Below are 25,644 nucleotides of genomic sequence, written 5' to 3'. Positions count from 1 at the left end.
GATACCGCACCCGCACCCCCCCCCGCCCCACCCCCCACTCGCCCACCCCCACCCACCCCCCCCCCCCCCCCCCCCCCCCCCCCCCCCCCCCCCCCCCCCCCCCCCCCCCCCCCCCCCCCCCCCGGGTGGGGGAGGGGTCAGCGACCGAGTCCGGCGCGGTCGACCTTGCGGTGGTAGCGCATGCCGGCGACGCCGCCGAGGACGGCGCCGACGAGGCTGACGACGGCGGCGGCGACCACGGACAGGACCGCCCCGGTGGTCAGCTGCCCGGAGTCGACGGGGATGCGCGGGAAGGCGTTGACCTGGCCGAGGACGTCGTACTGGCTGCCGGCGACGGCCGCGAGCACGGCGACGACGACGGCGATGACGACGGCCCACAGCCACACGGCCACGCCCTGCTTGGCGCCGTCGAAGCGGGCCATGCGGCCGGCGACGTAGCCGCCGCAGAAGTAGGCGACGAGCAGGACCACGAGCACGGCGACCGCGCCGATGACCCCGATGGTGCCGGCGTCCGCACCGGCCTGCTGGGCGGCGGCGTCGACGGCGCCCTGGACGCCGCCCTGGCTGGACAGCCCGATGGCGGTGCCGGTGGCGGCGACGAGGGTCGTCAGCAGGACGACCATGCCGGTGGCGGTGAGCCAGCCGAAGAAGGCCGAGCCCGGCTTGATCCCGCCGAACGCGTTGCGCTCACGCTCGACCACGCTGCGTCGATCGGTTCCGTGGTGCTCGACACCGAGGCGGTCCTGGGCCCGGTCCGTGGTGGCCTGCCGGCCGGGGCGGTCGTCGTGGGTGGGACGGTGCCCGCCGTCGTGGGGGCGCTCCTGCCCCGCTGGGCTCGACATCGTGTCCTCCTGGGTGCGGAACCCGCGGTGCACGGGTTCGGTGCGGTCGACGGTAGTGCGACCCGACCCGGAGCGCGCGTCGTGGAACCGTTGCCCCGCAACCGTTCTGTGACCACCTAGAAATTTCCTCGCCGCAGGGGGGTTGAGCCCGGCGCAGGTGGGTACCCCTTGACTCGCACGCCGGAACACACCGGACGCAACAGGAGGTAGTGGAACTGTGATCACTGGGATGACGTCCATCGACGACCTGTACGGCGCCACCGTCACGGGCCAGGACGGCGACAAGATCGGCAAGGTGGACGAGGTCTACCTGGACGACCGCACCGGCGACCCCGAGTGGGTCTCCGTGAAGACCGGTCTCTTCGGTTCCAACGTCTCGCTGATCCCGCTGGACCGGGCTTCGCTGTCCGACGGCACCATCACCGTGCCGTTCGACAAGAGCAAGGTGAAGGACGCCCCGAACCACGACCCGGGCGCCCACCTCAGCGAGGCCGACGAGCAGGGCCTGTACGAGTACTACGGCATCGCCTACGGCACGGCCGGCACCACCGGCCGCACCGACACGACGACCACCGGTCGCACCACGACGGACCACGACGTCACGGACCGCACCACGACGGACCGCGACATCACGGACCGCGACATCACGGACCGCACCACGACCACCGGCACCACCGGTGCGGCGGGCGTGGCGGGCACCACCGGTCACGTGCGCGGCGAGGGCCACGACACCTCGGGCCCGAACACCGACGACGCGATGACGCGCTCCAAGGAGGAGCTGCGCGTCGGCACCGAGCAGCGCGAGACGGGCCGCGCCCGCCTGCGCAAGCACATCGTGAGCACGACCGAGTCGCGCACGGTGCCGGTCAGCCACGAGGAGGTCCGCGTCGAGCGCGAGCCGATCACCGAGGCGAACCGCGGTGCGGCCCTGTCGGGCGGCGACCTGACCGAGGAGGAGCACGAGGTCACGCTGCACGAGGAGCGCCCCGTCGTCGCCAAGGAGACGAAGCCGGTGGAGCGCGTGCGGCTGGGCACCGAGACGGTCACGGGCCAGGAGACGGTCGAGGCCGAGGTGCGCGAGGAGAAGATCGACCTCGACGCCGGCACCGAGGCCACGACCGATCGCGACCGGCGCTGAGTTGAGCACCGCGGAGCCGGTGCCCCCCGCGGGGGGCACCGGCACGCGCGACGACTGGGACCAGCAGGTCGAGGTCGTCCTGTCGGAGGAGCGGCTGGTCGTCTCGACCCGCCGCGTCCCCCGCGAGCGCGTGCGGATCGTCAAGCGCGTGGTCGAGGAGGTGCGCACGGTGCAGGTGCCGGTGCGCGTCGAGCAGCTCGTCCTGGCGCACGAGCCCGTCGCCGAGGTCGGCGACGGGGTGGACGGCGGTGACGCGGGGCCGCGCGAGCTGGAGCTCGTGCTGCACGAGGAGGTCCCCGTCGTCTCGGTGCGGGTCGAACCCGTGGAGCGGGTCCGGGTGCGCGTCGTGGAGGTCGCGGGCGAGGAGACGGTCGAGGCCGTCGTCCGCCGCGAGCGGACCCACGTCGACGCGCCGGAGACGCGACGAGAGGAGCAGTAGTGCAGATCCCCAAGGAGTTCGTGCTGAAGCTGCTGGCCGACAAGTTCGGCGGCGGTGACCAGCGCACGCAGCAGGCCGACCAGGAACTGCCGGGTCAGGTGGACACCGAGCAGCACGGCGACCTGCTGAGCAAGCTGGGCGTCAGCCCGCAGGAACTGCTGTCCGCCTTCACCGGCGGTTCCGGCGGTCAGGGCGCCGGCGGCGGCCTGGGCGGCGCCGTCGACGGCCTGAAGGGCAAGCTCGGCCTCTGAGCCGACCTCACCCCGCCGGGGTCTCGCAGGGTCCTGCCCCGCGAGACCGCGGCGGGGTTCGTCGTTCCCGGGAGTTCTCGTTCCCGGAACTCCTCGGGCCCGGGAGCGCTCAGCCGCACCGCCCTCCTCCCTCCGTGATCTCGCAGGTTTTCCAGCAAGATCACGGAGGGAGCGGGTCAGGCGGTGGGGGCGGGCTGGGCGGTGAGGGCGGCGAGCAGGTCGGGTTCGGGCACGGGGCGGCCGAACAGCCAGCCCTGGCCGGTGTCGGCGCCGTAGGAGCGCAGCCGGTCGGCCTGCTCGGCCGTCTCCACGCCCTCGGCGACGACGGTCGTGCCGAGCGCCTGCCCGATGCTCAGCACGGCGCGCACGACGGCGTCGCAGCTGGGGTCGGTGAGCATCCCCCGCACGAACTGCAGGTCGATCTTCAGCACGTCCACGGGCAGTTCCGTCAGCCGCGCCAGCCCCGAGTACCCGGTGCCGAGGTCGTCGATGGCGACGCGCACCCCGAGGCGGCGCAGGTCCTCCAGGTCCCCGCGCAGGGACTCGGTGATGTGCGCGGCGTGGGTCTCGGTGAGCTCGACGACGAGCAGGTGCGGGTCGAGGCCGAACCGGTCGAGCGCGCCGCGCACCTCGGACAGGAACGTGCCGGCCTCCAGCTGGCGCGCGGAGACGTTGACGTGCACGGCGGGGGCGTCGGCACCCAGGGCCGCGGACCACCCGGCGGCCATCCGGCACGACTCGTGCAGGACGTGGCGCCCGACGGCCGGCATGAACGGGCTGGACTCCAGCACGTCGAGGAACTCGCCCGGCGCGAGGAGCCCGCGCTCGGGGTGCTGCCAGCGCAGCAGGGTCTCCACGGCCACGACGGCGCCGCTGCCCAGGTCGACGACGGGTTGCCCGTGCAGGCGGAACTCCCCGCGCCGCAGGGCGTCGGCCAGCTGCGGCAGCAGGACGGCGGCGCGCTCGGCGCGGGCGCGGTCGCGCACGTCGTAGCCGTAGGCGCGGTTCTTGCCGTCGCGCTTGGCGGCGTACATGGCCTCGTCGGCCTGCTGGAGCAGCTCCTCCACGGCGGGGCCGTCGGCGCCGGCGACGGACCAGCCGATGCTGGCACCGACGTGGAACGTGCCGGCGTCCAGGGTGAAGGGGGCCTGCAGGGCGGCCAGGACGCGCTGGGCGACGCCGCGCAGGTCGTCGCGGGAGGCGGCCGGGCACAGGACGGCGAACTCGTCGCCGCCGAGGCGGGCGACGGTGTCGTCGCCGCGCACGCACAGGGACAGCCGGTCGGCGACGGCCTGCAGGAGGTCGTCGCCGGCGGCGTGCCCGGCGGAGTCGTTGACGTGCTTGAACCCGTCGAGGTCGATCGCCACCAGCCCGACGGACGTGCCCTCGCGGGCGGCGCGCAGCGCGGTGGTGAGCCGCTCGTGCAGCAGGACCCGGTTGGGCAGGCCGGTCAGGGCGTCGTGGTGGGCGCGGTGCACGAGCGCGGCCTCGGCCTGCAGGCGGGCGGTGACGTCGGTGGCGACGCCGATGGCGCCGATGACCTCTCCCGCGCCGTCGCGCAGCAGGCTGACCGACAGGGACACCTGCAGGCGTCGGCTGTCCTTCGTGACGTGCGTCCACTGCCGCGTCTCGGAGCCCTCGCGGCGCGGGACGGCGGTGAACACGTCGAACCCGGGCTCGACGCCCAGCTCGTCGGCGCGGGCCTCGACCTCGCCGGTGTCGTACCAGAGCAGGGGAGTGCGGCCGAGGACCTCCTCGGCGGTGTAGCCGAGCAGGCGGTGGGCGCCGCCGTTGAACAGCACGATCCGGCCGTCGACGTCGCAGACGACGATGGCGACCTCGGTGGCGGCGTCGAGGACGCCGGCGAACAGGTCGCGCGACTCGCGCACGGCGCGGTGGGCGGCGCGCTCGGCGGTGACGTCGCGCGCGGACATGAGGGCGCCGCGCGACCAGGCCGCGCCGGGCGCCGGCGGCAGGGGGTGGACGGTGACGTCGAGGACGACCCGGCCACCGTCGGGCAGCGTGCCGTGGACGTCGACGTGGTCGACGTGCTCACCGGCGAGCGCCCGCACCAGGGGCCGGTCCTCGCGCCCGTAGGGGGTGCCGTCGGGGCGCTCCAGGCTGGTGAAGCGCGTCCACACGGCGGCGCGCACGTCCGCGGGCACGTCGCCGAGGAGGTCCTGCGCGGCGCTGTTGTGCATGAGGACGGTGCCGTCGGCCGCGCACACGGTGAGGGCGTCGCGGGCGCGGTCGAAGACGGTGGACAGCAGCAGCATCTGCTCCTCCGCGACGCCGCTGGCGCGCCGCAGACCGGCGACGAGCTGGCGCCGCTCGTCGTGGTGCAGCGCGAGGACGAGGGCGAGGACGGTGACGACGAGCAGGAACAGCTGCACGGCCACGGCCCGCTCGACGAGCGGCAGGCCGCCGAAGGGCCCGGCGCCGGCGCGCGCCATGAGCAGGTGGAAGCACGAGACCCCGGTCATCGTCCACGCCGTGACGCGCACGCTGGTGCGCATGCCGAGCCACACGGCGACGGGGACGACGACGAACGTCAGCGTCTCCTTGTGCAGCACGTTGAACAGGACGTGGGACCCGGCGGTGGCGGTCGTCATGACGGCGACGTACTCGAACCAGCGCGCCGCGGAGTGGCCGCCGCCGCGGCGCCGGTCGAGGGCGAGGGCGATCCCCGCGACGATCGTGGTGCCGGAGACGTGCCGCGCGAACCACTGCAGCGCCAGGTGGGCGGGGTCGCGGTCGAGCAGGACGGCGTTCCCCGGTGCGGCGAGGACGGCGCCGACCGCGGAACCGGCCACGGCGGCCAGCAGCAGCACCCACAGCGCGCGCGCCCGCTGCAGGCGCAGGCCGCGGGGGGCGAGGCGGCGCAGCACGCGCAGCACGACGTGCGCCTGGACGGTGGTGGCGGCGGCGATGTTCCACGCGGCGAGCGCGGGCAGGCCGGTGGCCTGGTTGAGCAGGCCGGTGAGGACGAGCAGCAGGGCGGTGGCCAGCGCCAGGCACCGCCGGGAGCGCACGTGCAGCAGCCACAGGAGGGCGACGCCGCTGGCGGGCCACAGCAGCGCCAGGGCGCCCTGTTCGGGGCGGGTGGCGCGGCCGGCGACGACGGCGAGGGCGTAGGTCAGCGCGAACAGCAGCGTGACGACCGCGGGCGCGGTGGCACGGCGCCGCAGCGACGTGAGCGCGTGCATGCCCCTCCCTCCTGGTGCTCAGGAGGTATCGGCGGGTGCGGGGACGAGCTTGACCCGCGGTCGGGGGGTGGGGCGCCAGGTGAGCACAGCGACGACGAGCGCCCACGTCATGGCGGCGAGGGACCAGGCAGCCCCGAACCCTCCCTCCTCGCCGGGCCAGGCGTAGGCGATGAGTCCGAGGTAGGCGGCCACGAGGGCGGTGCTCGTACCGGTGAACCGTCGACCGCGGGGCCAGCAGCTGGCGAGCGCCGGCACGAGGACCAGCGCGAAGGCGGTGGCGGCCTGGACGGCGTAGTGGTTGACCCCGACGGTGATCTCGTCGGTCGGGACACCGCGCCGGTCGGCGCCGGCCATCTGCCAGCCGTACGCGAGCCAGGCTGGTGCGGCCACGGCGGTGACGGCCGTCAGGGGCGCGTCCCACTCCCACCGCACCGGGCGCGGGAGCGGGGTGAGGCCGGTCCGAGCCACCAGCGCCACCTGCACGGCGAGGACGGCCGTCAGGACGAGCGCGGGGACGTCTGCGCTGAGGGCTGCCGCGACGACCAGCGCGAGCGTCGCGCACCCCAGTTGGGCGAGGGCGGCTTCGGCGCGCCGCGGTACGACCGCGACCGCGACGAACGAGGTGCCGACGAAGATCGTGAAGAACAACCCCCAGCCGGCTTCGAGCACCACGTCCCAACCCGGGTCCCAGGTCACGCTGAGGTCGATCAGGCCGAACCCGGGGAACACCAGCCAGCTCAGAGCGAGCAGGAGCGCCACGAGACGCACCACCAGCACGCGGCCGCGCACACGGTCAGTCTGGCGCGGGGGTCGTGGCCGGGGAAGACGTCAACCCGCCACCGGCTGCGCGCTCCCGGGCACGGGGTGGACGCGGGCGAGCTGCGCGGGCACGTCGGTCAGCGGCACGGCCGGCGCGTACAGCCAGCCCTGCCCGAGGGGGGCGTCCACGGACCGGCACACGGCGGCCTGCTCGGCGGTCTCGACCCCCTCGACGACCGTCGTCAGGCCGAGGCGGTTGGCGAGGTCGACGACGCAGGTGAGCACGGACTGGCCGGTGCCGTCCTCGGTGACGGAGCGGGTGAGGGAGCGGTCGATCTTCAGCACGTGCACGGGCAGGCGCCCCAGGTAGCCGAACGCGGAGTAGCCGGTGCCGAAGTCGTCGATGGCGATGCGGCAGCCGAGCCGGGCCAGCTCGGTGACGACGCGCTCGGCGGGGGAGTCGGTGTCCAGGAACACGGACTCGGTGAGCTCCAGGGTCAGCAGGGCGGGGTCGACGTCGTGGGCGGCGAGGATGTCGCGCACGACGTCGGCGAACCCGGGCGACTGCAGCTGCACGACGGAGACGTTGACGGCCAGGCCGACGCCGGCGTCGAACACGCCGATCGCGGCGGCGTCGCGCACGGCGGTGCGCAGGACGTGCTCGCCGAGGGCGACGACGAGGTTGGACTCCTCGGCGACGGCGACGAACTCGGCGGGGTTGACGCGGCCGAGGACGGGGTCGTCCCAGCGGGCGAGGGCCTCCAGCTTGGCGACGCGGCCCGTGGTGAAGGACACGACGGGCTGGTAGTGGACGGCGACGAGGCCGTCGCGCACGGCGACGGACAGGCGCTCGCGCAGGAGGCTGCGGCGGGCGTGGGCGGCGGCGACGTCGCCGGAGTACACGGACACGCCGCCGGGGCCGAGGCGGCGGGCGTCGCGCAGGGCGATGTCGGCGCGCACGAGCGGCGCCATCGGGTCACCGGGGGCGTCCAGGGGGCAGCTGGAGACACCGGCGGTGGCGAGCAGGGGGAAGCGGGCGGCGCCGTCGACGGCGGCGGGGGCCTCGGCGACGGCGGCGGCGAGCGCGTCCACGTGGCGCAGGGCGTCGGCGGTGCCGCCGGGCAGGAGGACGGCGACCTCGTCGCGGCCGGTGCGGTAGGCGGTGCCGCCGGGGCCGGCGAGGACGCGGACGAGGCGGTCGGCGGCGGCGCGGACGACGGCGTCGCCGGAGCGCACGCCGAGGACGTCGTTGACGTCGTCGAGACCGGTGAGCTCCAGCAGGACGAGGGCCTGCTCGCGGTCGGGCTGGGTGAGGGCGTCCTGCAGGGCGGTGCGGTTGCCGAGGCCGGTCAGCTCGTCGCGCAAGGTGCGCTCGCGCAGCGCGCGGTAGCTGCGGTCGACGGCGCGCGCGGTGGCGGCGTGCCGCACGGTGTAGGCGACGAGGACGCTGATGTAGAGGGCGAACAGGACCGGGTCGCTGCGCGGGGACAGCACGAGCAGGACGAGGTCGACGAGCAGGATCGGCCCGGGCACGAGGGAGGCGGTCTCGAGGCGGCGGGCGGCGCGGGCGGCGGCCTCCCCGCCGTGCTGGACGATCCCGGCGCGCGGCAGCAGGAGCAGCCCGGCGGTGCCGCCGGCGAGAGCGGCGACGACGGCGACGTGGGCGGTGGCGCGCTCGTGGTGGAAGCAGATGCCGGTGAGGGCGGTGCCGACGCCGAGGAGGCTGAGGCCGACGGCGGCGGCGCGCAGGCGCGGGTGCTCGACGGCGAGGGCGGTGGCGGAGCCGGCGAGCAGGGCGGTGGCGGTGAGGGTGAGGACGGTGGAGGCGGTCCAGCCGGTCCCGCCGTGGTGGCCGCTGCGGGTGAAGGCGTCCCAGCCGACGGTGGCCAGGGCGGTGGCGAGCATGAGGGCGTCGACGAGCAGCGGCGGGTCGTCGGTGCCGGCGCGGGCGTCGCGCAGCAGGCGCAGGACGACGAGCAGGGGCCCGAGGGTGCCGGCGGCGACGAGCAGCTGCGCGAGGGACAGGCCCGCGACGTCGGTGTGCGGCCAGGTGCCGGCGAGGGCGACGGCGGTGCCCCAGGCGGCGCCGGCGGCGGCGTAGGCGCGGGAGTTGGTGCCGGCGCGCAGCAGGACGAGGGCGGCGGCGGTGGTGAGGAGGGCGGCGACGCCGCTGGCGACGAGGACGACCTCGACGTGCCCGCCGCGGGTGAGGGCGAGCAGGGCGAGGAGGGCGCCGAGCGCCGCGTACAGGGGGGAGGCCACCGCGGGGCCCGCGTGCGCGGGCAGCGGTGAGGGAGCGGTGGCCATGGTGCGGTCATCGGTTCGACGAGGTGACGGCTTGACCGCTGTCACCCGGCCGGGCGGTCCGGCGGGGGATCCGGCGGGGGGTCAGCGCCGCAGGACGGCGGCGACCTCGGGGATCCGCTGGACGTAGCCGTCGACGAGGGCGCGCGCGGTGGCGAGGTCCCGCACGAGGGGGTGGACGGCGAACGCCTGCACGGCCCTCTCGCGCTCGCCGGTGAGCGCGGCCTCGATGGTCAGGCGCTCGACGGCCTTGACCTGGGCCATCAGCCCGAGCTGGTGCAGGTCCGGCGGCGGCAGCGCGACGGGGGTGGCGCCGCGGGCGTCGAGGACGACGGGGACCTCCACGACGGCGTCCTCGGGCAGTCCGGCGACGGTGCCGCCGTTGCGGACGTCGAGGACCGCCCGGGCGCTCTCGTCGCGGGCGACGGCGGCGACGGCGGCGAGGGCCACCCCGGCGTACCCCTGCTGGTCGGGGTCGGTCTCGGGCGGGCCGTCGTGGCCCTCGGCGACGTGCCCGTCCTTCGCCTCGGCCATGTACGTGGCGTGCCGGGCGAGGGCGGTGGCGCGCCACAGGTCGGCGGCGCGCTCGCCGGCGGCGGGCAGGGCGGTGAAGAAGTCGCGCTGGGTGGCGAGCAGGTCCTCGCCGCGGGTGCGGGGGGCCTCGCGCAGCGTCCGGACGGCCTCGGCGCCGCGGTACCAGTAGTAGAGGTACTCGTTGGGGACGCAGCGCAGGGTGCGCAGCCAGCCGGCGCCGAAGAGGGCGGTCTCCTCCAGGCGGGCCAGGAGGGCGTCGTCGTCGAGGAGCGCGGGCAGGACGTCGCGGCCGTCGACGAGGACGCGGCGCAGCCAGCCGAGGTGGTTCAGGCCCACGTAGTCGAGCTCGACGTCGCCGGGGTCGTGGCCGAGGAGGCGGGCGACGCGGCGGCCGAGGCCGGAGGGGGTGTCGCAGATGCCGACGACGCGCTCGCCGAGGACGGCCTGCATGGCCTCGGTGACGAGGCCGGCGGGGTTGGTGAAGTTCAGGACGAGCGCGCGGGGGGCGAGCTCGCGCACGCGGTGGGCGACGTCGACGGCGACGGGCACGGTGCGCAGCGCGTAGGCCAGGCCCCCGGGGCCGGTGGTCTCCTGCCCGAGGACGCCGAGGTCGAGGGCGACGCGCTCGTCGGCGACGCGGCCGGCGAGCCCGCCGACGCGGACGGCGGAGAAGACGACGTCGGCGCCGCGCAGGGCGGTGTCCAGGTCGGTGGTGGTCTCCAGCGCGGGCGGGCGGGCGAAGCCGCGGGCGAGCTGGTCGAGGACGGTGCGCATCCCGGCCAGGCGGGCGGGGTCGGTGTCGTGGAGGACGACGTGGTCGACGCGCGGGTCGCCGTCGTCGCGCAGGAGCGCCTGCCAGACGAACGGGGTGCGGAACCCGCCCCCGCCGAGGACGGCCAGCTTCACGCGATGCCTCCCGGTCGCTGCACGTCCCGGAGCCTACGGCGGCGTGGTGGGGCCGTCCTGGGAGCGCTGCGGCCCTCACCCCACCACCACGTTCAGCCCCACCTCTCTCACCCTCCCCGTCACTCACCGCGACGAGCCCGCCGGAACGTCCCCCGGATCGGCCCCTGACCCGTGTCACCCACACGCACCCCACCCGTCCGGACCCCCGCACGACCGGTGACTCCATCCCCTGTGACTAGTCCGTCCGGGTGACTGCACGCTGCGGAGCCCGTGGAGATCGCGTGTTACCGAACTGTGACTTTTACACATCGGACACAAAACCGCAGGTCACGCAGCGTGTCGCGCTTGCGACACGCCGTAGGAGCCGAGATCTGATCGTCACTCCTGGTGTTGCTGATGTGACTCTCGTGTACGTTCGTCTCTGTCACCGGGGGACTCCGCTGAGTAGCGGGCGAGACGGCGACGCAGGCTCGTACGAGCCGGCCCCCCAGGGGGGGAAACATCACTTCACACTGCCTTGGAGGCAATCGTGACCGCAGCAACCTCCCGGTTGCGCCGGCGTGGTATCGGGGCCGGCGTTGCGGCTCTGGTCGGGCTCACCACCGTTGGTTTCTCCGCTTCTTCCGCTTCGGCGCTCCCCGGCTTCGAGGTCACCCCGGTGGCCGGCGCGGACCGCTTCGCCACTGCCGCCGCGATCGCCGGCGCCACCTTCGAGACCGGCACCACCAACGCCGTCCTGGTGAACGCCTACAGTCCCGCTGACGCCCTGTCGGCCGCCGCTGTCGCCGGTGAGGTCGGCGCCGCCGTCCTGCTGACCGACGCCGGCTCGCTGAACGCGACCACCGCCGCGGCCCTCGAGGACCTGGGCGTCGAGAACGTCTGGATCGTCGGTGGCACCGCCGCCGTCAGCGCCGCGCAGGAGACTGCCCTCGAGGGCGACGGCTACGCCGTCGAGCGCCTCTCGGGCTCCGACCGCGTCGCCACCTCGCTGGACGTCCTGGCCGAGCTGGCCGCCGGCGACGACGCGCCGACGTCGGCCTACCTGGTCCGCGCGTTCGGCAACCCGGCCGACGCCCTGGCCGCCGGCCCGATCGCCTACGCGAACGGCGTGCCGATCCTGCCCGTGCCGGGCGCCGTCCCGCAGTCCTGGATCGACACCGTCGAGGCCGCCGGCATCACCGAGGTCACCGTCCTCGGTGGCACCGCCGCTGTTCCGACCCAGGTCGAGACGGACCTCGAGGCCGCCGGCTTCACGGTCAACGAGCGCATCTCCGGCGCTTCCGGCCAGGAGACCGCGGTCGCGATCGCCAACGAGGCCGTCGCCAACCTCGGCTTCTCCAACGCCGGCGTCGGCATCGCCCGTGGCGACATCGCCGCGAACATCCAGAACTCCGCGGACGCGCTGGTCAGCTCGCAGTGGCTGGGCACGCTCGGGTACCCGCTGCTGCTGACGCAGAGCAACACCCAGCTCGGTGCGGCTGCCGAGGGCTACCTGACCGACAACGCCGCGACCCTCGTCGAGGCCGCCGCCTTCGGTGGCTCCGCCGCAATCGCGCCGTCGGTCATCGCGGAGGCCGAAGAGGCCGGTCAGACCGTGACCGACGCGCTCAACTCCCTCGCGGTCGCCCCGAACACCGCGGCGACGCTCACCCTCGCCAACGAGGGCGGCACGACGCCGACCGCGGACGACCGCACCTACACGGTGACGGGTCTGACCGACGCCACCCAGTACCGCGTCACCCTGGTCGCGGCCAGCAACATCTCGGTCGTCGGTGGCCTCACCACCTTCGCGATCGACCGCACCCCTGTCGGCGTGACGTCGACCAACCCGGACGGCGCCAACGGCCAGCAGGTCAGCGGCAACTACCTCGCTGCCCCTGGCACTGTCGGCGCCGCGCTGACCTCCGTCAACGGTGGTGCGCCGGTCACCAACACCGGTCCGGGTACGGCTACCTCCCCCGGGACCACTTCGGCGGTTGCCAACCCGGTCAACGGCTCGATCACCTTCACGGTCGACGGCGCTGCGACCGAGTCGGTCGTCCCCGTGGTCTACGTCAACGGTGGTGCGGGCCTGGCCCTGACCGCCGGTGGCCCGAGCCCGCGCCTCGAGCTCAACGCTCAGGGCAACCCGGTCGAGGCCTTCGGTCTCGGCGGCGCCGTCACCTACGTCAACCCGGCGGCGACCTCGCAGACCGTGGCGACGAGCACGGCCATCACCTCGGTGAACAAGGCGGCGAACCAGTTCGACGCGGCCAGCTCCACCTTCACCTACAAGGCGGGTGACACCTTCAGCATCGGCGGCGTCCCGGCCACCCTCGACGAGTTCGAGGCGGCCCTGTCCGCTGGCGACACCTTCGGCGCGGCCTACTCGGCGACGACCGCGGCGAGCACCTTCGCCCTGACCGACGCCAACCCGGTCGCTCCCACCGGGGTGGCCGCGACCGCGACCGCCAACGACATCACCGTCACGGTGACGCTCGGCGGCTCGGGTGCGGCTGCGACCATCGACAACGTCGTGCTCCAGCGCGCGACCGTCACCAACGGCGTCGTCGGCACCTTCACCACCATCGCGTCCCCGACGACCGACGCCGACTCCGTCGCTGCTGGCTTCCAGTACGCCGACAACGACGTGGCGGTCGGCAGCTACCAGTACCGCGCCGCCGTGGTGAACGACGGACAGCAGAGCGCCTTCTCCGCTGCCAGCACGACCGTCGCCTCGACCGCTCCGGCGGCCGACACGGCTGGCCCGGTCGCGACTGCAACCACGCTGGTCACGGACGCCGGTTTCTCCGGCATCCTCGACGCCGGTGACGTCTTCACCGTCCGCGCCGACGAGGCACTGGCCCTGCCGGCCGCCGGTTCGGTCATCCGGGTGGCCGACGGCACGGTGGCTGGCTCGTCCGTCGCGGACCTCGTGGTCGGCACCAACGCCACGGTGTCCCTCAACGCGGCGGCCGTCCCGGCGACCCCGGCCGGCCCGAACGCCGGTGCCGCGGCCAACACGGTCCTGACGGTGACCGTGACCGCCGCTCCGACCGTCGTGACCGCCGGGGACGTCGCGGGTGTGGCCTACCCGGCCACGATCGTCAACACCTCGGGTGTCACGGACGTCGCGGGTAACCGCCTCAGCCTGGCGGCCGGTGCGGGTGTGGACCTGACCATCGGCTGACGTCGGTGATGTCGACCTCCTGATGGTTCGACACCGCTGGAGCCCCGGACTTCCTGGTCCGGGGCTCCAGTGCGTTGGAGGTGCAGCCTCGTGGTCAAGAGCGCAGACGTCGGCTGCACCTCAACGCTTCCCGGTGGGACTCCCGCGCCGGCTCCTGCCGCTCCACCGCCCGCCCGATGGGCCACCACGACGCGAACACCAACCGCTCGGTCCCCAGCGAGGAGTCCTCGCTGAGCACGTCCACCCGCCCGTCCAGCCTCATCTGCCACACGGTCGGTCTGCGCCGGCCACGTCTCGCCACGGGCCTTCGCGTTCACCTGCGCTCAACGATCCCGACCGGTCCGGCGACCGCCGGAAGATCCAGCTGGGCGACCGGAGGATGACGTCGGTCAGATCAGCAACCGGTGCGGCATCACGCAGTGCGCGCGCTTCACGTCCCGCTGCGTGGTCCGCGATCCCCGCGGGTGCTCGTCCCTCCGGGGCGAGGCCTCCGACACCGTCGGAGGCCAGCGCCGAGCGGTGTCCCTCTCACCCCGGGAGCGGTGAACGTACTGATACCACTCAGTAGCTGACGGTGTTCAGGGTGCTACGTCGCGTGGTAGGACGGTTGAACCGCCTCATGCTCCGGGAGTTCTCGTGGACAACGAACGACGCCTCGTCCGACCGTCCCTCGCCCCAGTCCCTCCACCCGCCCGACGACGCGTCGGCCGGGGAGCCTGGCCGGGCGCAGCAGTCCCCGCGATGCGTCGGACGGCGATCGCCTCCACCGCGGCCCTGGTCCTCGTCGGCTTGGCCACCCCTCCGGCATCAGCGGCGCCGAGCCTGACCATCACCCGGGTGGAGGGTGCGTCCCGCTACGCCACCGCGGTCCAGGCGTCCGCGAGCACGTTCTCCCCGGCCGTGGACCGCACGGTCCTGCTAGCCAGCGGGACCTCCACCGTCGACGCCCTGTCGGCCTCCTACCTAGCGGGCAGCTACGACTCGCCGGTCCTGCTGACCGCCCGCGACACCATCACCAGCGAGACCATCGCTGAACTGCGCCGGCTCGGCGCCACCCGCGTCGTCATCGCCGGGGGCGAGAACGCCGTCAGCGCCGAGGTGGCCACCCTGCTGCAGGAGTCGTTCACGGTCGAGCGCGCCGCGGGCAGCGACCGCTACGACACCGCCGCGCAGCTGACGGAACTCGTCGCGGACGACGGCGCCCCCGAGGTCGTCTTCGTCGCGGCCGGGGGCGGCGCTGCCGACGCCGCCGCCGCCTCCCCGATGGCCGCGGCCAACGGCTGGCCGATCCTGCTCACCGGTAGGGACGACGTTCCTGCACCCACTCGCGACGCCCTGGAGCGCTGGCCCGACGCCGAGGTCGTCGTCCTCGGCGGGACGGCGGCCGTCAGCGACGCCACTGCTCGGGAACTGGGTGCCGAGACCCGCCTGCAGGGCGGCGACCGCTACGACACCGCCGTCGCCGTCGCCGACTTCGCCACCGATCGCGGAGGGTTCTCGGGTACCGGGTTCGGTCTCGCGCTGGGCTCTGGGGGCGATCTGGCCGACGCCCTCGTGGCGGGCCCGATCCTCGCCCGCAGCCAAGCGCCGCTGCTGCTCGCGTCCTCGCCGCAGTCGCTCGGTGCGGCCACGGAGACCTACCTGACCGACAACGCCGACCGCTTCACCGGGGAGGCTCTCGTCTTCGGCGGGTCGGGTGCAGTGGGGCAGGACGTCGTGGCTGCCGCCGCGACCGCCGCCGATGCACCCGTCCCGAGTCCGCCGGTGACACCAGCGCCCACCCCGGTACCCACTCCGACACCGCCGCCCAGTACGCCCGTCGACCGGACCGCGCCGACGCTGACCACAGCCGTCGTGGACGGGACCGCGCTGCAGCTCACCTTCGACGAACCGCTGCTCGCGACCAGCACACCCGCGCCGCAGGCCTTCACCGTGTCGGCCGGTCCCGACCTGCAGTCCTCGCAACCGGTGCAGGTGACGGGAGTAACAGTTCTCCAGAGTTCGGTCTCCCTGGTCCTGGCCGCGCCCGTCGCTTACGGCCAGGTCGTCACGATCGCCTACGACCCGCCGCAGACGGGGTCGCTGCAGGACCGCGCCGCGAACCGGGTGGCCGGCTTCAGCGGCCGCCTCGTGAGCAACAGCACTCCCGAGGCGGCGCCCGGTGCGGTGAGGAACGTGCAGGTGGTCACGTCAGCGGTCTCTGCCGGGCAGACCGACGGCTCGATCAGGGTGACGTGGGAGGCGCCGCTCGCCGCTCCTGGGTCGGGAGGTGTCGACGAGTACGAGGTGACGCTGACCCGGACGTCTCCCCCGGGGGCTCAGCCGACGACGCGGACCATCTCTGCGGCTGGTGCCCGCGAAGCGATCTTCAGCGCGCTGGCTCCTGGCCAATACAGCGCTGACGTCGTCGCCCGCAACCAGGACGCCGCAGCGGGAGCCGTCACGACTTCCACGTCTCTTCCCGAGCTGCCTCCGGTGGAGCTCGGGGTCGCCCCGACCTCCGCGGACTTCACGGCGGTCGCGGACGGCCGGCTCGACCCAGGGGACTCCGTACGGTTGACCCTGCCCGCCCCGCCCGTCCTGCAGGACGCCGCCGCCGCCGTCTACTTCGCCGCCAACGGGTACGAGACCTTCTACAGCGCCTCCCCGGGAACGACGATCACGGTCGACGGCAACGACCTCGTCCTGACGAACGGCGGACCGTACATCTACGGCGGCAGCGCCTTCCAGGTCCGCGTCTTCCGCGGGGTGACGGTGGGCGGCCGACCCGTCAACACCTGGGGAGTGGACCCTGCCGTCATCTCGAACAGCACCGCTCGCGCAGGTGCCGCTCCGACGAACGTCAGCGTCGTGGGGGGTGTCCTCTCCGGTGACGCACCGAGCACCGACAGCCTCGTCGAGGTGCGTACGGCGACGGGTGCGTACGTCGGTGGCGGGTACGTGCCCGCCGGGGGCAGCTTCAGCTACGACCTGCGGAACAGGAACCTGACCGCCGGTCAGCCGCTGTACGTCGTCCAGTGGAACGCGTACAACCAGATGCCTGGGGCCGCTGCGGTCACCAGCTTCACGCCCTGACCGGTCGTCCTGTCACCGGCCCCTCCTCGTGCGGCCGGTGACAGGACGGTGACCACCGCCCCGCCGCACCTGGTCAGTCGACCCTGCCCAGCCGCTGTCCGTCCACCACCCGCTCCCGCCGTTCCAGCGCCGGTCCGGCCGGCCACCACGGCGCGAACACCAGCTCGTCTGTCCCCAGCGAGGAGTCCTCGCTGAGCACGCTCACCTCCCCGTCCAGCCCGACCCGCCACACGGCCGGGTCGGCGCCGGCCACGTCGCACCACGGGTCCTCGCACGACGGCGTCACCACCGCGCCGGCCACGGCCAGGAACGACCCGTCGGGCGACCAGGCGATGACGTCGGTCAGGCCGAACGCGGGCGCGACGTCGCGCACCACGCGCGCCTGCAGGTCCAGCAGCACGATGCGCGACCGCCGGTCGCCCTCGACCCAGCGCTCGACCGCGACGCGGGTGCCGTCGGGGGACAGGGCGTGGCGCTGCTCGACCACCCCGGGGGTCAGCAGGCGCCGCGACGTCGCCGACGCCACGTCGACGAGCACCAGGTCGGCGCCCAGGCCGTCGCTCTTGGACAGCACCACCGTGCGGCTGTCCGGGGTGAACTGCGGGCCCCCTGCGCGCTGCGACTTCCCGCTGACCCGCCGCACGGCACCGCTGCCCACGTCGGCGAGGAACACCTGCGAGTCCGCGCCCCGGCACACGTCCGGGCCGCCCTCCGTCCACAGCAGCGTCCGCGCGTCCGGCGACCACGTCAGGTTCCGCGCCGTCGGGGTCGTCGTCGTCAGCACCCGCTCGGCGCCGTCGGGGGAGTGCAGCACCACGTCGAACCGGACGGCGCGGCGCGCGTCGGGGACCGCGCAGTCCTGCTCCGGCAACCCACCCGCCGCGGGACGGCGCAGCAGCGCCAGCGTCCCGTCGCCCGCCCACGCCAGCCCGCGCACGTCACCACCGCCCGGCAGGTCGCTCACCTCGTCGTCCAGGCCGGCCACCCGCGCTGTACCGCCCCCGGTGACGTCGTCCCAGCCGATCCACGCCAAGCGCGCACCGTCCGGCGACCACGCCAGCTCGCTCGCCCACTCCGGAGCGACCTCCCGCTGCTCCCTGGTGGCGGTGTCCACCACGAGCAGGACCGCCCCGCCGGTACCGGGGGTGTGGCCGGTGAAGGCGACCACGGGACCTCCTGCCGCGGCCGGTGCCGCTGGTTCCGGTCCGCTGCCCGGTGCCGCGCACCCCGCCAGCAGCGCGAGCGCCAGCGCCCCCGAACCCGTCCGTCCAGCCCGCACCGCGCCTCCCGAGGTCCGCCCCTCATCTCAGCAGAAGCGGTGCGCGAGCGGGCGCCGATCACCCGTCCGGGTGAACGGTCCCGCGAGGTTGGGGCCCCCGGAGCCCTAGCAGGTCGTGCGCGTGCCCGCTCCTGTCCGGCGAGGTGGTTCGTCCGGCCGGGGAAAGAGCTCACCCGACCGGGCCACCCGTCCGTCAAGTGGTGAACGGCCGCGCCGACGGACCCCCGAGACGTGTCGACCTCGGAGGTCCTGGTGAAGAAGCGCCGATCGCTCGGCTGGCTGGTAGCGGTGCTGCCCGCTGTCGTCGTGCTGCCGCCCGGCACCGCCCAGGCGGCCGGCCCCGGAGAACTGGTCGACGGCACCGTGGTGAAGCTGGCCGCGGAGACGGGCGTCGGCCACGGCGACGTCGAGACCTACCTCGAGACCGAGCCGTCGGTGTACCAGCGGGTGACGGACGCCCGGGTGACCGCCCTGGAGCCGGGAACCGACGTCGAGCTGCGGGTGCGCGACGCCGACGCCGAGGTCCTGCAGGTGCTGTCCGTCGTCGACGTCGAGCCCGCCGACGATCCCCGGCCCGAGCTGGGGAACGCCGCCTCCCCGCACACCGTGCGCATCGCCATGGCGGTCCCGGCCGGCGTGACCCAGGACGCCACCCCCTTCACGCGCGCGCAGGTCGAGGCCGCGCTGCAAGCGGCGTCTAGCTACTGGAGCGCGCAGACCGACGGTCAACTGACGTTCACCCTCGCCGGCTCGATCGTGGACTGGTACCAGAGCGCCCAGCCGTGCTCGAACCCCTTCGGCATGTGGAGCGAGGCCGCGGCCAGGACGGGGTTCAACGCGAACAACCCGCGAGAGCACCTGGTCATCGTCACGCCCGCCCGGGCGCTCAGCTCCGGGGCGTGCGCCGCCTACGGCCAGGGCACCATCGGCTCCAGCGTCAACTCCTCCGGGCAGCTGTACGTCACCGACGTCCAGTCCTCCCTGTGGGCCCACGAGCTCGGCCACAACATGTCGCTCGGCCACGCGAACGCCGTGTACTGCGCCGCATCGGCGGACGTCAGGGCCGGCAACTCCGCGTGCGGGTGCCCCAACTGCACCATGCAGCGCGTCTCCTACGGCGACCTCTTCGACGTCATGTCCGAGAGCGGTTCCGACGTCGGGCACGGCAACCTCGGTGTCGCCCACCAGTACCGGCTCGGGGTGGTGAGCGGTGGCATCAAGCCCGTCACCGCGAGCGGCGTGTACGACATCGCCGCCCTGCCGGTGCGCGCCGCGAACGGCACGTACGGCCTCAACGTCGTCGACCCGACGAACAACGTCCGGTACTTCGTCGAGCTGCGCGGCGACTCGGCCGGGGACACCCGTGCGGCGTCGAACTGGCGCGGACCGGCCAAGGGCGTGCGCATCACCCGCCCGGACACCTCGGAGACGGGCGGGTCGATGGTGCTCGACGCGAGTCCCGGGACGACCCAGTACGACTGGAGCCTGAAGACCGGTGAGGTGTTCACCTCGATCAGCGGGAACGTCAAGGTGCAGACGCTCTCGTTCAACGGTCAGACCGCCCGGGTCAAGGTGGCCCTCGGCCAGAGCCTGGAAAGCGTCGTCGATCCCTCGGTGACCGTTCCCGGCGCCGGTGAGATCACTTCGGTGAGTTCCGCGCCTGGTGCCGCCGACGTCTCCTGGACGATCGGTGCGGCGAACGGCTCCCCGATCACCGACCAGGTCGTCACGCCCCACGTGAACGGCGTGGCGCAGTCCGGCCTCGCGAAGACCGTGTCGGCCACCGCGACGTCGACGCGCGTCACCGGTCTCACCAACGGCACCACGTACACCTTCACCGTGACCGCCCGGAACGGCGTCGGTACGGGCGCGGAGAGCAGCCGCAGCGCCACCGTCGTCCCCGTCGACCGGCCGTCCCCCGTCGCGTTCGTGACGGCCACGGCCGCCGGGGCCACGGCGAGCGTGTCGTGGCCGGCGGCGACCCCCAACGGCAGCCCGGTCACCGGGTACACCGTCACCCCCCACCGGGACGGCGTCGCGCAGGCACCGCGCACCGTCACCGGCACCTCCACCACCTACACGCTCGACGCGAACGTGCCGTACGCGTTCGAGGTGCGAGCCGTCAACGCCGTCGGCGTGAGCGACGCGGTCCGCAGCGGAGTCGTCCGGTACGAGGTGGCCACCCCGCCGGCCGCCGTCGCCAAGCCCGTCGCGACGCTCACCGGCTCGACGGTCACGCTCACGTGGACGGCCCCCGCGAGCGGTGGCAGCCCCGTGCTCGGGTACAGCGTGAACGTCTACCGGGACGGTGCCGTCGTCCAGACGGTGGCGTCCAGCGGCACCGGCACCTTCCTGCCGGTGACCGTGGCGGGCACGTACACGTTCGCCGTGACGGCGGCCAACGCGGCGGGCAACAGCCCCGAGTCGGTCGCCTCGGACCCGGTGACCTTCTCGCCGCCCGTCGTCCCGGTGGTGACGCCGACGCCCGTGACGACGACGCCCGTGACGACGCCGCCGACGACCAGTCAGCCGGTTCCGACCACGGCTCCGCTCCCGGCCCCTGCCCCCGTCCCGACCGCCGCACCGGTCCCCACCCCGACCCGCACGACGGCACCCGCGCCGACGCCGACTCGCACGCCGGCCCCGACGCCCACGCGCACCCCCGCGCCCCCGGTCCCGCCGGTCGTCGTGCGCGCCGACGGCTCCGCGGACTACACCCGCGACGGCCGCACCGTGAACGTCAAGGGCGCGATCCTGGCCCGCTACCGGGCCGACGGTGAGCGCACCGGTTCCCTGGGCTGGCCCACCAGCTCGGAGGTCGCCGTCCCCGGTGGTGCCTACGCGACGTTCGAGCGCGGGCAGGTGTGGTGGACCCCGGCCGGTGGCGCCCAAGTGGTGAAGGGCGACGTGCTCGCCGAGTGGCGACGGCTCGGCGCGAACACCTCCCCGGTCGGGTTCCCCGTGGGGGAGGAGCGCGCCGTGCGCGGCGGGGTCGTGCAGTCGTTCCAGCGCGGTGTGCTCGCGTGGTCCCCGGCCACCGGGGCCCACGAGGTGCGCGGGGCGATCCTGGACCGCCTGACCGCCGCCGGCGGGGTGCGGGGCTCTCTCGGGTTCCCCACCACCGGTGAGGTCGCGCTGCGCGGCGGTGCCTTCACCGCCTTCCAGGGCGGGGCCGTCTACTGGTCGCCGGCCACGGGTGCGCAGGTGGTGCAGGGGGAGATCCGGCGCGCGTGGGGCGCGGCCGGGTGGGAGAACAGCCGGCTGGGTTACCCGCGCTCGGGGGAGCACCCCGTCCCCGGTGGCGTGCGGCAGGACTTCCAGGGCGGGTCGATGACGTGGTCGTTCGCGACCCGGACGGTCACCACCAGCGTCCGCTGACGTCGTGGGTGGAGCGTTCCGGTAGTCCGAACCTCTTCAAGACGACCGGAACGCTCCACCCGTGCTCCGCGGCACCGGACTGGTGCAGCGTGTCCACGGCCCTCCGCGGAGGGGCGCAGCACGAGATGGACGCGGCGTAGTGTCCGTGCTCACCGTGAGTGATCGCTCGCGGTGAGCGTGGGGGGAACCGTGAAGAAGCTCAGTGCTGCCCTGGTAAGCGCCGTCATCGCCGGGGTGGCCGTCGCCGGCTCCTCGTCCGCGGCACCGGCGCAACCGGACCTGGTGGTCACCGACGTGAAGTGGGCGCCGCGGACGCCGATCGTGGGGCAGGGCGTCACCTTCACCGCCACCGTCACCAATCGCGGGAACGCCCCCACGCCGGAGGGCGTCGTCCACGGCGTCGGGTTCGGCGTGCGCGGCTCCACGGTCACCTGGTCCGACACCTGGCGCAGCAGCCTGCCGCCGGGTGGTTCCGTCACCCTCACGGCCAACAGCGGCCCGCGCGGGTCGGCCTCCTGGCCGGTCACCGCCGGCGCGAACAGCGTCGTCGCCTTCGTGGACGACGCCCGTCGCATCACCGAGTCCGACGAGGCGAACAACACCCGCACCGTGACGGTCACCGGAGCCAGCGGCCTTACCGCTCGGCTGAACGGTGGGACGCCCGTCGTCACCGCAGCGCCGATGAACGTGGCGACCGGCCTGACCAACGGTGTCAGCGGCGACACGTACCTCGCCTGCTTCGCTCCCGACGGTGCGCTGGTCCCCGGCACCGAGCGGTACGGCACCCCCGCCGGGGCCGGGAACACCAGCTACGGCGTCGGCACTCCGTGGGGCGACTCCGGCGAGGGCAGCGTCCCGGCCTCCACGACCCCGGTCCGCGTGGTCGCCAGCGGGTTCGACCTGACGGAGATCAAGAAGTACCAGCAGTACGCGCCGCACGAACTGCGCTGCCCGGCTGGGACCGAGCCCGGCTGGGACTACCTGCACGTCACCAAGCTCACGACCACCCGGTACCACCTCGACGGCAGGGTCATTGCCTCCGTCGTCACCCCGGTGGACGTCGAGCTCGACATGCGCTGACGCGCCGACCGGGAGGCGACGAGCGAGGCTCCTCGTCGTCCCTCCCTGCCCGGCGCTCGCATCACCCGAACGGGGAGCGCCCGGACGGCCGATCACCTGACCACCCGCGTCCGCCGATGTGTGAGGAACCGACCAGGGAACGACAGGACGGCTCACGGTGGGCGTGAGCGCCTGATGCTCGTGAGGAGACCGCCGTGGGGCGCCAGCACCGACCGATCCGCGTCAACGCGCCCGTGCGCCCGGGCGCCGGCGCGGCTGCGGCGGTCCGGCCCGCGAGCCCCGCGGAGATCAGCGCGCTCGCACGCGTCCTGCTGCGCCGCCCCGAGCTGCACCACCTGGACGACGAGAGCCTTCTGCTGCGGCTGGCGCGCACGACCGCGGTGGGCCACCTGCTGCGCTCGCGGGTCGTCGCGGCGGCCGCCGACGCCGAGCGGCTGCTGGACGCCATGCTCGTCGACGGGCGCGCGGTGGTCCTGGACGTCAGCGACCCGGCCCCGCGTGAGGGCGTGCTGGAGGTGCGCCGTCCCGCCGCGGCGCGTGACCTGCCGCGTGCGCGGGAGATCGCCCGGGGACTCGCTCCCCTGATCGGGGCGGGCTGAGCCTGACGCGGCTGCGCCGAGCGGTGTGCTGCACCAGGTCCGCTGGTGGCGCGACTGGAGCGTTCCGGTCGTCGAGACGCCATCGGGACGACGAGAACGCTCCACCCGCTCACGCGCCAGCCGTGGCGGCCGTGGACAGCGCCACCTCCCGCTGCGCCTCCAGCTCCTCCAGCCGCGCGCGCAGGTCCGCCCGCACGTCGGCGTAGGTGTCCGGGCCCAGCGGCAGCCGCAGCGGCGTCCGCCCGCTGGCGACCACCTCCAGCACCGCGTCCACGACCTTCCCGGCGTCACCGGGCACGGGGAACTCCCCGGAGGTCACGAGCCGGCGGACGTGACCGGCCGGGGTGTCCTCGTAGGCCTCCAGCACGGGGGCGGTGACCAGGGCCGCGGCGAAACCCGTGCCCGTGGCGCCGGGCTCGACGATCGTCGTGGCGATCCCGAACGGCGCCGTCTCCAGCGCCAGGGTCTGGCAGAAACCCTCGATCGCCCACTTCGAGGCGTGGTAGTAGCTGAAGCCCGGGTAGGTCGTCTGCCCGCCGGCCGAGGAGACCTGCAGGACGCGCCCGCCGCCCTGCCGCCGCAGGTGCGGCAGCGCCGCCCGGACGACGTGCATCGAGCCGAGGACGTTGGTGCGCAGCTGCTGCTCCACCTGGTCGTCGGAGGCCTCCTCCACGGAGCAGAACAACCCGTAGCCGGCGTTGCTGAGGACGACGTCCACGCGCCCGAACCGCGCGAACGCGCCGTCCACCGCGGCGCGGACCGCAGCGGCGTCGGTGACGTCGGCGACGCCCACCAGCAGGCGGTCGCCGGCGCCGTCGCGCAGGTCGTCGAGGGAGTCCGGCCGCCGCACCACGGCCGCGACGCGGGCCCCGGTCGCGAGCAGGCGCTCGGTGGTCAGGCGGCCCAGGCCGCTGGAGGCTCCGGTGACGATCCAGGTGGTCTCCGCGAGGTCGATCTCTGTCATGGCGGGGACGCTAGGAGCTGGAGCCGACTCCAGGTCAACCCTCGCGGGGCGCGCCCGCCCGTTCGTACAGTGGTGCCGTGGAGCGGTTCAGCATCGGCGAGGTCAGCGCGCTCACCGGCGTGAGCGTGGACACGCTGCGCTTCTACGAGCGCGAAGCCCTGTTCGTGCACCCGGTGGCCCGCGACGCCGCGGGGCGGCGCAGCTACGGGACGTTCGAGGTGGAGTGGGTGCGCATGTGCGCGCGGCTGCGCGGCACCGGCATGCCGCTGCCGACGATCCGCGAGTACGCCGACCTGGTGCGCGCGGGGGAGGGCAACGAGCGTGAGCGCTACGGACTGCTGCGCGCTCACCAGCAGCGCGTCGAGGAGCAGGTCGCGGAACTCGTGGCGGCCCGTGACGCGATCGCCGCCAAGGCCGACCTGTACGCCGCGCGGCTGGCCGACGGCACGGCCGGGCAGCTGTGGGCGGGCACCCCTGCCCCGTGCCTGGAGGACGGGCGGGGGCGCGAGGTCGCCTGAGCCCGGGGCCGCCGCCCACCCGGGTCCGGATCGTCCAAGAGCACTCCGCCGGGTGCACGGGCTGCGACACTGCACGCCCACGCTCCACGACACCAGGAGACACCCGTGCGACGTCGCTCGACCTTGCTCGCCCTCACCCTCGCCGGCGCGTTCGGCCTGAGCACCGCGCTGCCCGCCCAGGCGGCGGACCAGCGGTTGTTCGGCCCCGACCGGTACGCCACGGCCGCCGCCGTCTCGCAGGCGTTCGACGGCAACGTCTACGCGCCCGTCTACCTGGCGACGGGGGAGAACTTCCCCGACGCCCTGGCCGCCAGCGCCGCCGCGGGCGCCGACCAGAGCCGGGTGCTGCTCACCGGCCGCTACGCGCTGCCGCAGGCGACGGTCGACGAGCTGGCCCGGCTGGAGGCCTTCGCCGTCTACGTGATCGGCGGCACGAACTCGGTCAGCACCGCGGTGGAGCGTGAGCTGGAGCGGCTCGGGTACGTCGTGCTGCGCCTGTCCGGCGACGACCGCTACGACACCGCGGCGACCGCCGCGCAGATCCTGTGGGACGAGGCGGACACCGTGTTCCTCGCCACGGGGGAGAACTACCCCGACGCGCTCGCCGGTGCAGCCGCCGCGGGGAACCAGGGCGCACCGATCCTCCTGGTGGGCCGTGACCGTCTGCCCGCACCCGTCGCCGAGCTCCTCACGCCGGGGGCGCCCTTCGGGCTGGCGCCGAGCCGGTTCTTCGTCCTCGGCGGGCAGGGCGCCGTCTCGGACACCGTCCTCGACCAGGTCCGCGCCCTCGGCTACCAGGGCGCCACCTTCGAGCGGCTCGGCGGCGCCACCCGCTACGAGACGGCCGTCGCCGTCGGCCGGCGGTTCTTCGACGGGTCCACCGGGGCCGTCCTGGCGGTCGGCGACAACTACCCCGACGCGCTGGCCGCCGGCCCGTTCGCCGCCGAGGCCGCCGCGCCCCTCCTGCTCACCCGCGCGGGCGGTACGCCCGAGGAGACCCGCGCGGAGCTGGACCGCCGCCAGCCGGCCGACCGGTGGTTCGTGGGCGCGGCGCGCCCGTCCTGACCGCACCGGGAGGGGAGGAGTGGGGGGGGGGGGGGGGGGGGGGGGGGGGGGGGGGGGGGGGGGGGGGGGGGGGGGGGGGGGGGGGGGGGGGGGGGGGGGGGGGGGGGGGGGGGGGGGGGGGGGGGGGGGGGGGGGGGG

The 25,644-nt window shown here is 74.6% G+C and carries 17 protein-coding genes; 10 read left to right on the top strand and 7 right to left on the bottom strand.

The genetic code is table 11. The features are described from left to right. Positions 1–137: 137 nt before the first annotated feature. Positions 138–842 (bottom strand): hypothetical protein, encoded by a 705-nt coding sequence (locus AB8M62_RS18560; RefSeq protein ID WP_369056616.1) that lies wholly within the window; start codon positions 840–842, stop codon positions 138–140. A gap of 229 nt (positions 843–1,071) precedes the next feature. Here AB8M62_RS18560 and AB8M62_RS18555 point away from each other — a divergent pair, with 229 nt between their 5' ends. Genes AB8M62_RS18555 through AB8M62_RS18545 form a run of 3 tightly spaced genes read left to right on the top strand, consistent with a single transcriptional unit; the run spans position 1,072 to position 2,670 of the window. Then, a complete protein-coding gene (locus tag AB8M62_RS18555; RefSeq protein WP_369070521.1) occupies positions 1,072–1,980 on the top strand; it encodes a DUF2382 domain-containing protein in 909 nt (302 codons plus the stop codon). Positions 1,981–1,999: 19 nt separating this feature from the next. Then, positions 2,000–2,419, top strand: a complete 420-nt coding sequence (locus AB8M62_RS18550; RefSeq protein WP_369056618.1) for a DUF2382 domain-containing protein — start codon at positions 2,000–2,002, stop codon at positions 2,417–2,419. Further along, entirely contained in the window at positions 2,419–2,670 is a 252-nt protein-coding gene (locus AB8M62_RS18545; protein ID WP_369070520.1) for a hypothetical protein, read from the top strand. The genes AB8M62_RS18550 and AB8M62_RS18545 overlap by 1 nt, the downstream gene beginning before the upstream one ends. Positions 2,671–2,846: 176 nt before the next feature. Here AB8M62_RS18545 and AB8M62_RS18540 read toward each other — a convergent pair whose 3' ends face one another. From AB8M62_RS18540 to AB8M62_RS18525, 4 genes are all read right to left on the bottom strand, one after another. Further along, positions 2,847–5,876, bottom strand: coding sequence for a bifunctional diguanylate cyclase/phosphodiesterase (locus AB8M62_RS18540; protein WP_369070519.1), 3,030 nt, complete (start codon positions 5,874–5,876; stop codon positions 2,847–2,849). 18 nt (positions 5,877–5,894) lie between these two features. Next, a complete protein-coding gene (locus AB8M62_RS18535; protein ID WP_369070518.1) occupies positions 5,895–6,665 on the bottom strand; it encodes a hypothetical protein in 771 nt (256 codons plus the stop codon). 39 nt (positions 6,666–6,704) lie between these two features. Next, the gene (locus tag AB8M62_RS18530; protein WP_369070517.1) at positions 6,705–8,942 is read right to left on the bottom strand and encodes a putative bifunctional diguanylate cyclase/phosphodiesterase; all 2,238 of its coding nucleotides are present in this window, start codon (positions 8,940–8,942) and stop codon (positions 6,705–6,707) included. A gap of 81 nt (positions 8,943–9,023) precedes the next feature. Next, positions 9,024–10,379 carry a family 4 glycosyl hydrolase gene (locus AB8M62_RS18525; RefSeq protein WP_369070516.1) on the bottom strand — a complete coding sequence of 452 codons (1,356 nt, stop codon included), beginning with the start codon at positions 10,377–10,379 and terminating at the stop codon, positions 9,024–9,026. Between the two features lie 658 nt (positions 10,380–11,037). Here AB8M62_RS18525 and AB8M62_RS18520 point away from each other — a divergent pair. Both AB8M62_RS18520 and AB8M62_RS18515 read left to right on the top strand, forming a co-directional pair. Continuing rightward, positions 11,038–13,548, top strand: a complete 2,511-nt coding sequence (locus tag AB8M62_RS18520) for a cell wall-binding repeat-containing protein (RefSeq protein WP_369052830.1) — start codon at positions 11,038–11,040, stop codon at positions 13,546–13,548. 837 nt (positions 13,549–14,385) lie between these two features. After that, entirely contained in the window at positions 14,386–16,623 is a 2,238-nt protein-coding gene (locus AB8M62_RS18515; protein ID WP_369052829.1) for a cell wall-binding repeat-containing protein, read from the top strand. A gap of 73 nt (positions 16,624–16,696) precedes the next feature. Here AB8M62_RS18515 and AB8M62_RS18510 read toward each other — a convergent pair whose 3' ends face one another. After that, positions 16,697–17,791: a TolB family protein gene (locus AB8M62_RS18510; protein WP_369070515.1), complete on the bottom strand. Its 1,095-nt coding sequence runs from the start codon at positions 17,789–17,791 to the stop codon at positions 16,697–16,699. A 342-nt stretch (positions 17,792–18,133) separates the two neighbouring features. Between AB8M62_RS18510 and AB8M62_RS18505 the strand changes: the two genes are divergently transcribed. From AB8M62_RS18505 to AB8M62_RS18495, 3 genes are all read left to right on the top strand, one after another. After that, a complete protein-coding gene (locus AB8M62_RS18505) occupies positions 18,134–21,280 on the top strand; it encodes a fibronectin type III domain-containing protein (RefSeq protein WP_369070514.1) in 3,147 nt (1,048 codons plus the stop codon). A 171-nt stretch (positions 21,281–21,451) separates the two neighbouring features. Then, positions 21,452–22,360 (top strand): CARDB domain-containing protein, encoded by a 909-nt coding sequence (locus AB8M62_RS18500; RefSeq protein ID WP_369052826.1) that lies wholly within the window; start codon positions 21,452–21,454, stop codon positions 22,358–22,360. Between the two features lie 194 nt (positions 22,361–22,554). After that, complete coding sequence (locus AB8M62_RS18495) at positions 22,555–22,959, top strand: hypothetical protein (protein WP_369052824.1); 405 nt, start codon at positions 22,555–22,557, stop codon at positions 22,957–22,959. A 109-nt stretch (positions 22,960–23,068) separates the two neighbouring features. On the opposite strand, the gene AB8M62_RS18490 is transcribed toward AB8M62_RS18495, so the two are convergent. Next, entirely contained in the window at positions 23,069–23,923 is an 855-nt protein-coding gene (locus AB8M62_RS18490) for an SDR family oxidoreductase (RefSeq protein ID WP_369070513.1), read from the bottom strand. 77 nt (positions 23,924–24,000) lie between these two features. On the opposite strand from AB8M62_RS18490, the gene AB8M62_RS18485 reads away from it, so the two are divergent. Further along, the gene (locus AB8M62_RS18485; protein WP_369070512.1) at positions 24,001–24,441 is read left to right on the top strand and encodes a MerR family transcriptional regulator; all 441 of its coding nucleotides are present in this window, start codon (positions 24,001–24,003) and stop codon (positions 24,439–24,441) included. Positions 24,442–24,546: 105 nt separating this feature from the next. Next, complete coding sequence (locus AB8M62_RS18480; protein ID WP_369070511.1) at positions 24,547–25,506, top strand: cell wall-binding repeat-containing protein; 960 nt, start codon at positions 24,547–24,549, stop codon at positions 25,504–25,506. Positions 25,507–25,644: the final 138 nt, after the last annotated feature.

It is taken from the genome of Kineococcus terrestris (assembly GCF_041020755.1).
Taxonomy (GTDB): domain Bacteria; phylum Actinomycetota; class Actinomycetes; order Actinomycetales; family Kineococcaceae; genus Kineococcus; species Kineococcus terrestris.
Note: the sequence above shows the minus strand (reverse complement) of the source record. Positions and strands in the feature narration are given on the sequence as shown.

Excerpts from the sequence above, each read along its gene's own strand:
- AB8M62_RS18560 (WP_369056616.1), bottom strand. The coding sequence starts at position 842 with ATGTCGAGCCCAGCGGGGCAGGAGCGCCCCCACGACGGCGGGCACCGT.
- AB8M62_RS18555 (WP_369070521.1), top strand. The coding sequence starts at position 1,072 with ATGACGTCCATCGACGACCTGTACGGCGCCACCGTCACGGGCCAGGAC.
- AB8M62_RS18540 (WP_369070519.1), bottom strand. The coding sequence starts at position 5,876 with ATGCACGCGCTCACGTCGCTGCGGCGCCGTGCCACCGCGCCCGCGGTC.
- AB8M62_RS18530 (WP_369070517.1), bottom strand. The coding sequence starts at position 8,942 with ATGGCCACCGCTCCCTCACCGCTGCCCGCGCACGCGGGCCCCGCGGTG.
- AB8M62_RS18490 (WP_369070513.1), bottom strand. The coding sequence starts at position 23,923 with ATGACAGAGATCGACCTCGCGGAGACCACCTGGATCGTCACCGGAGCC.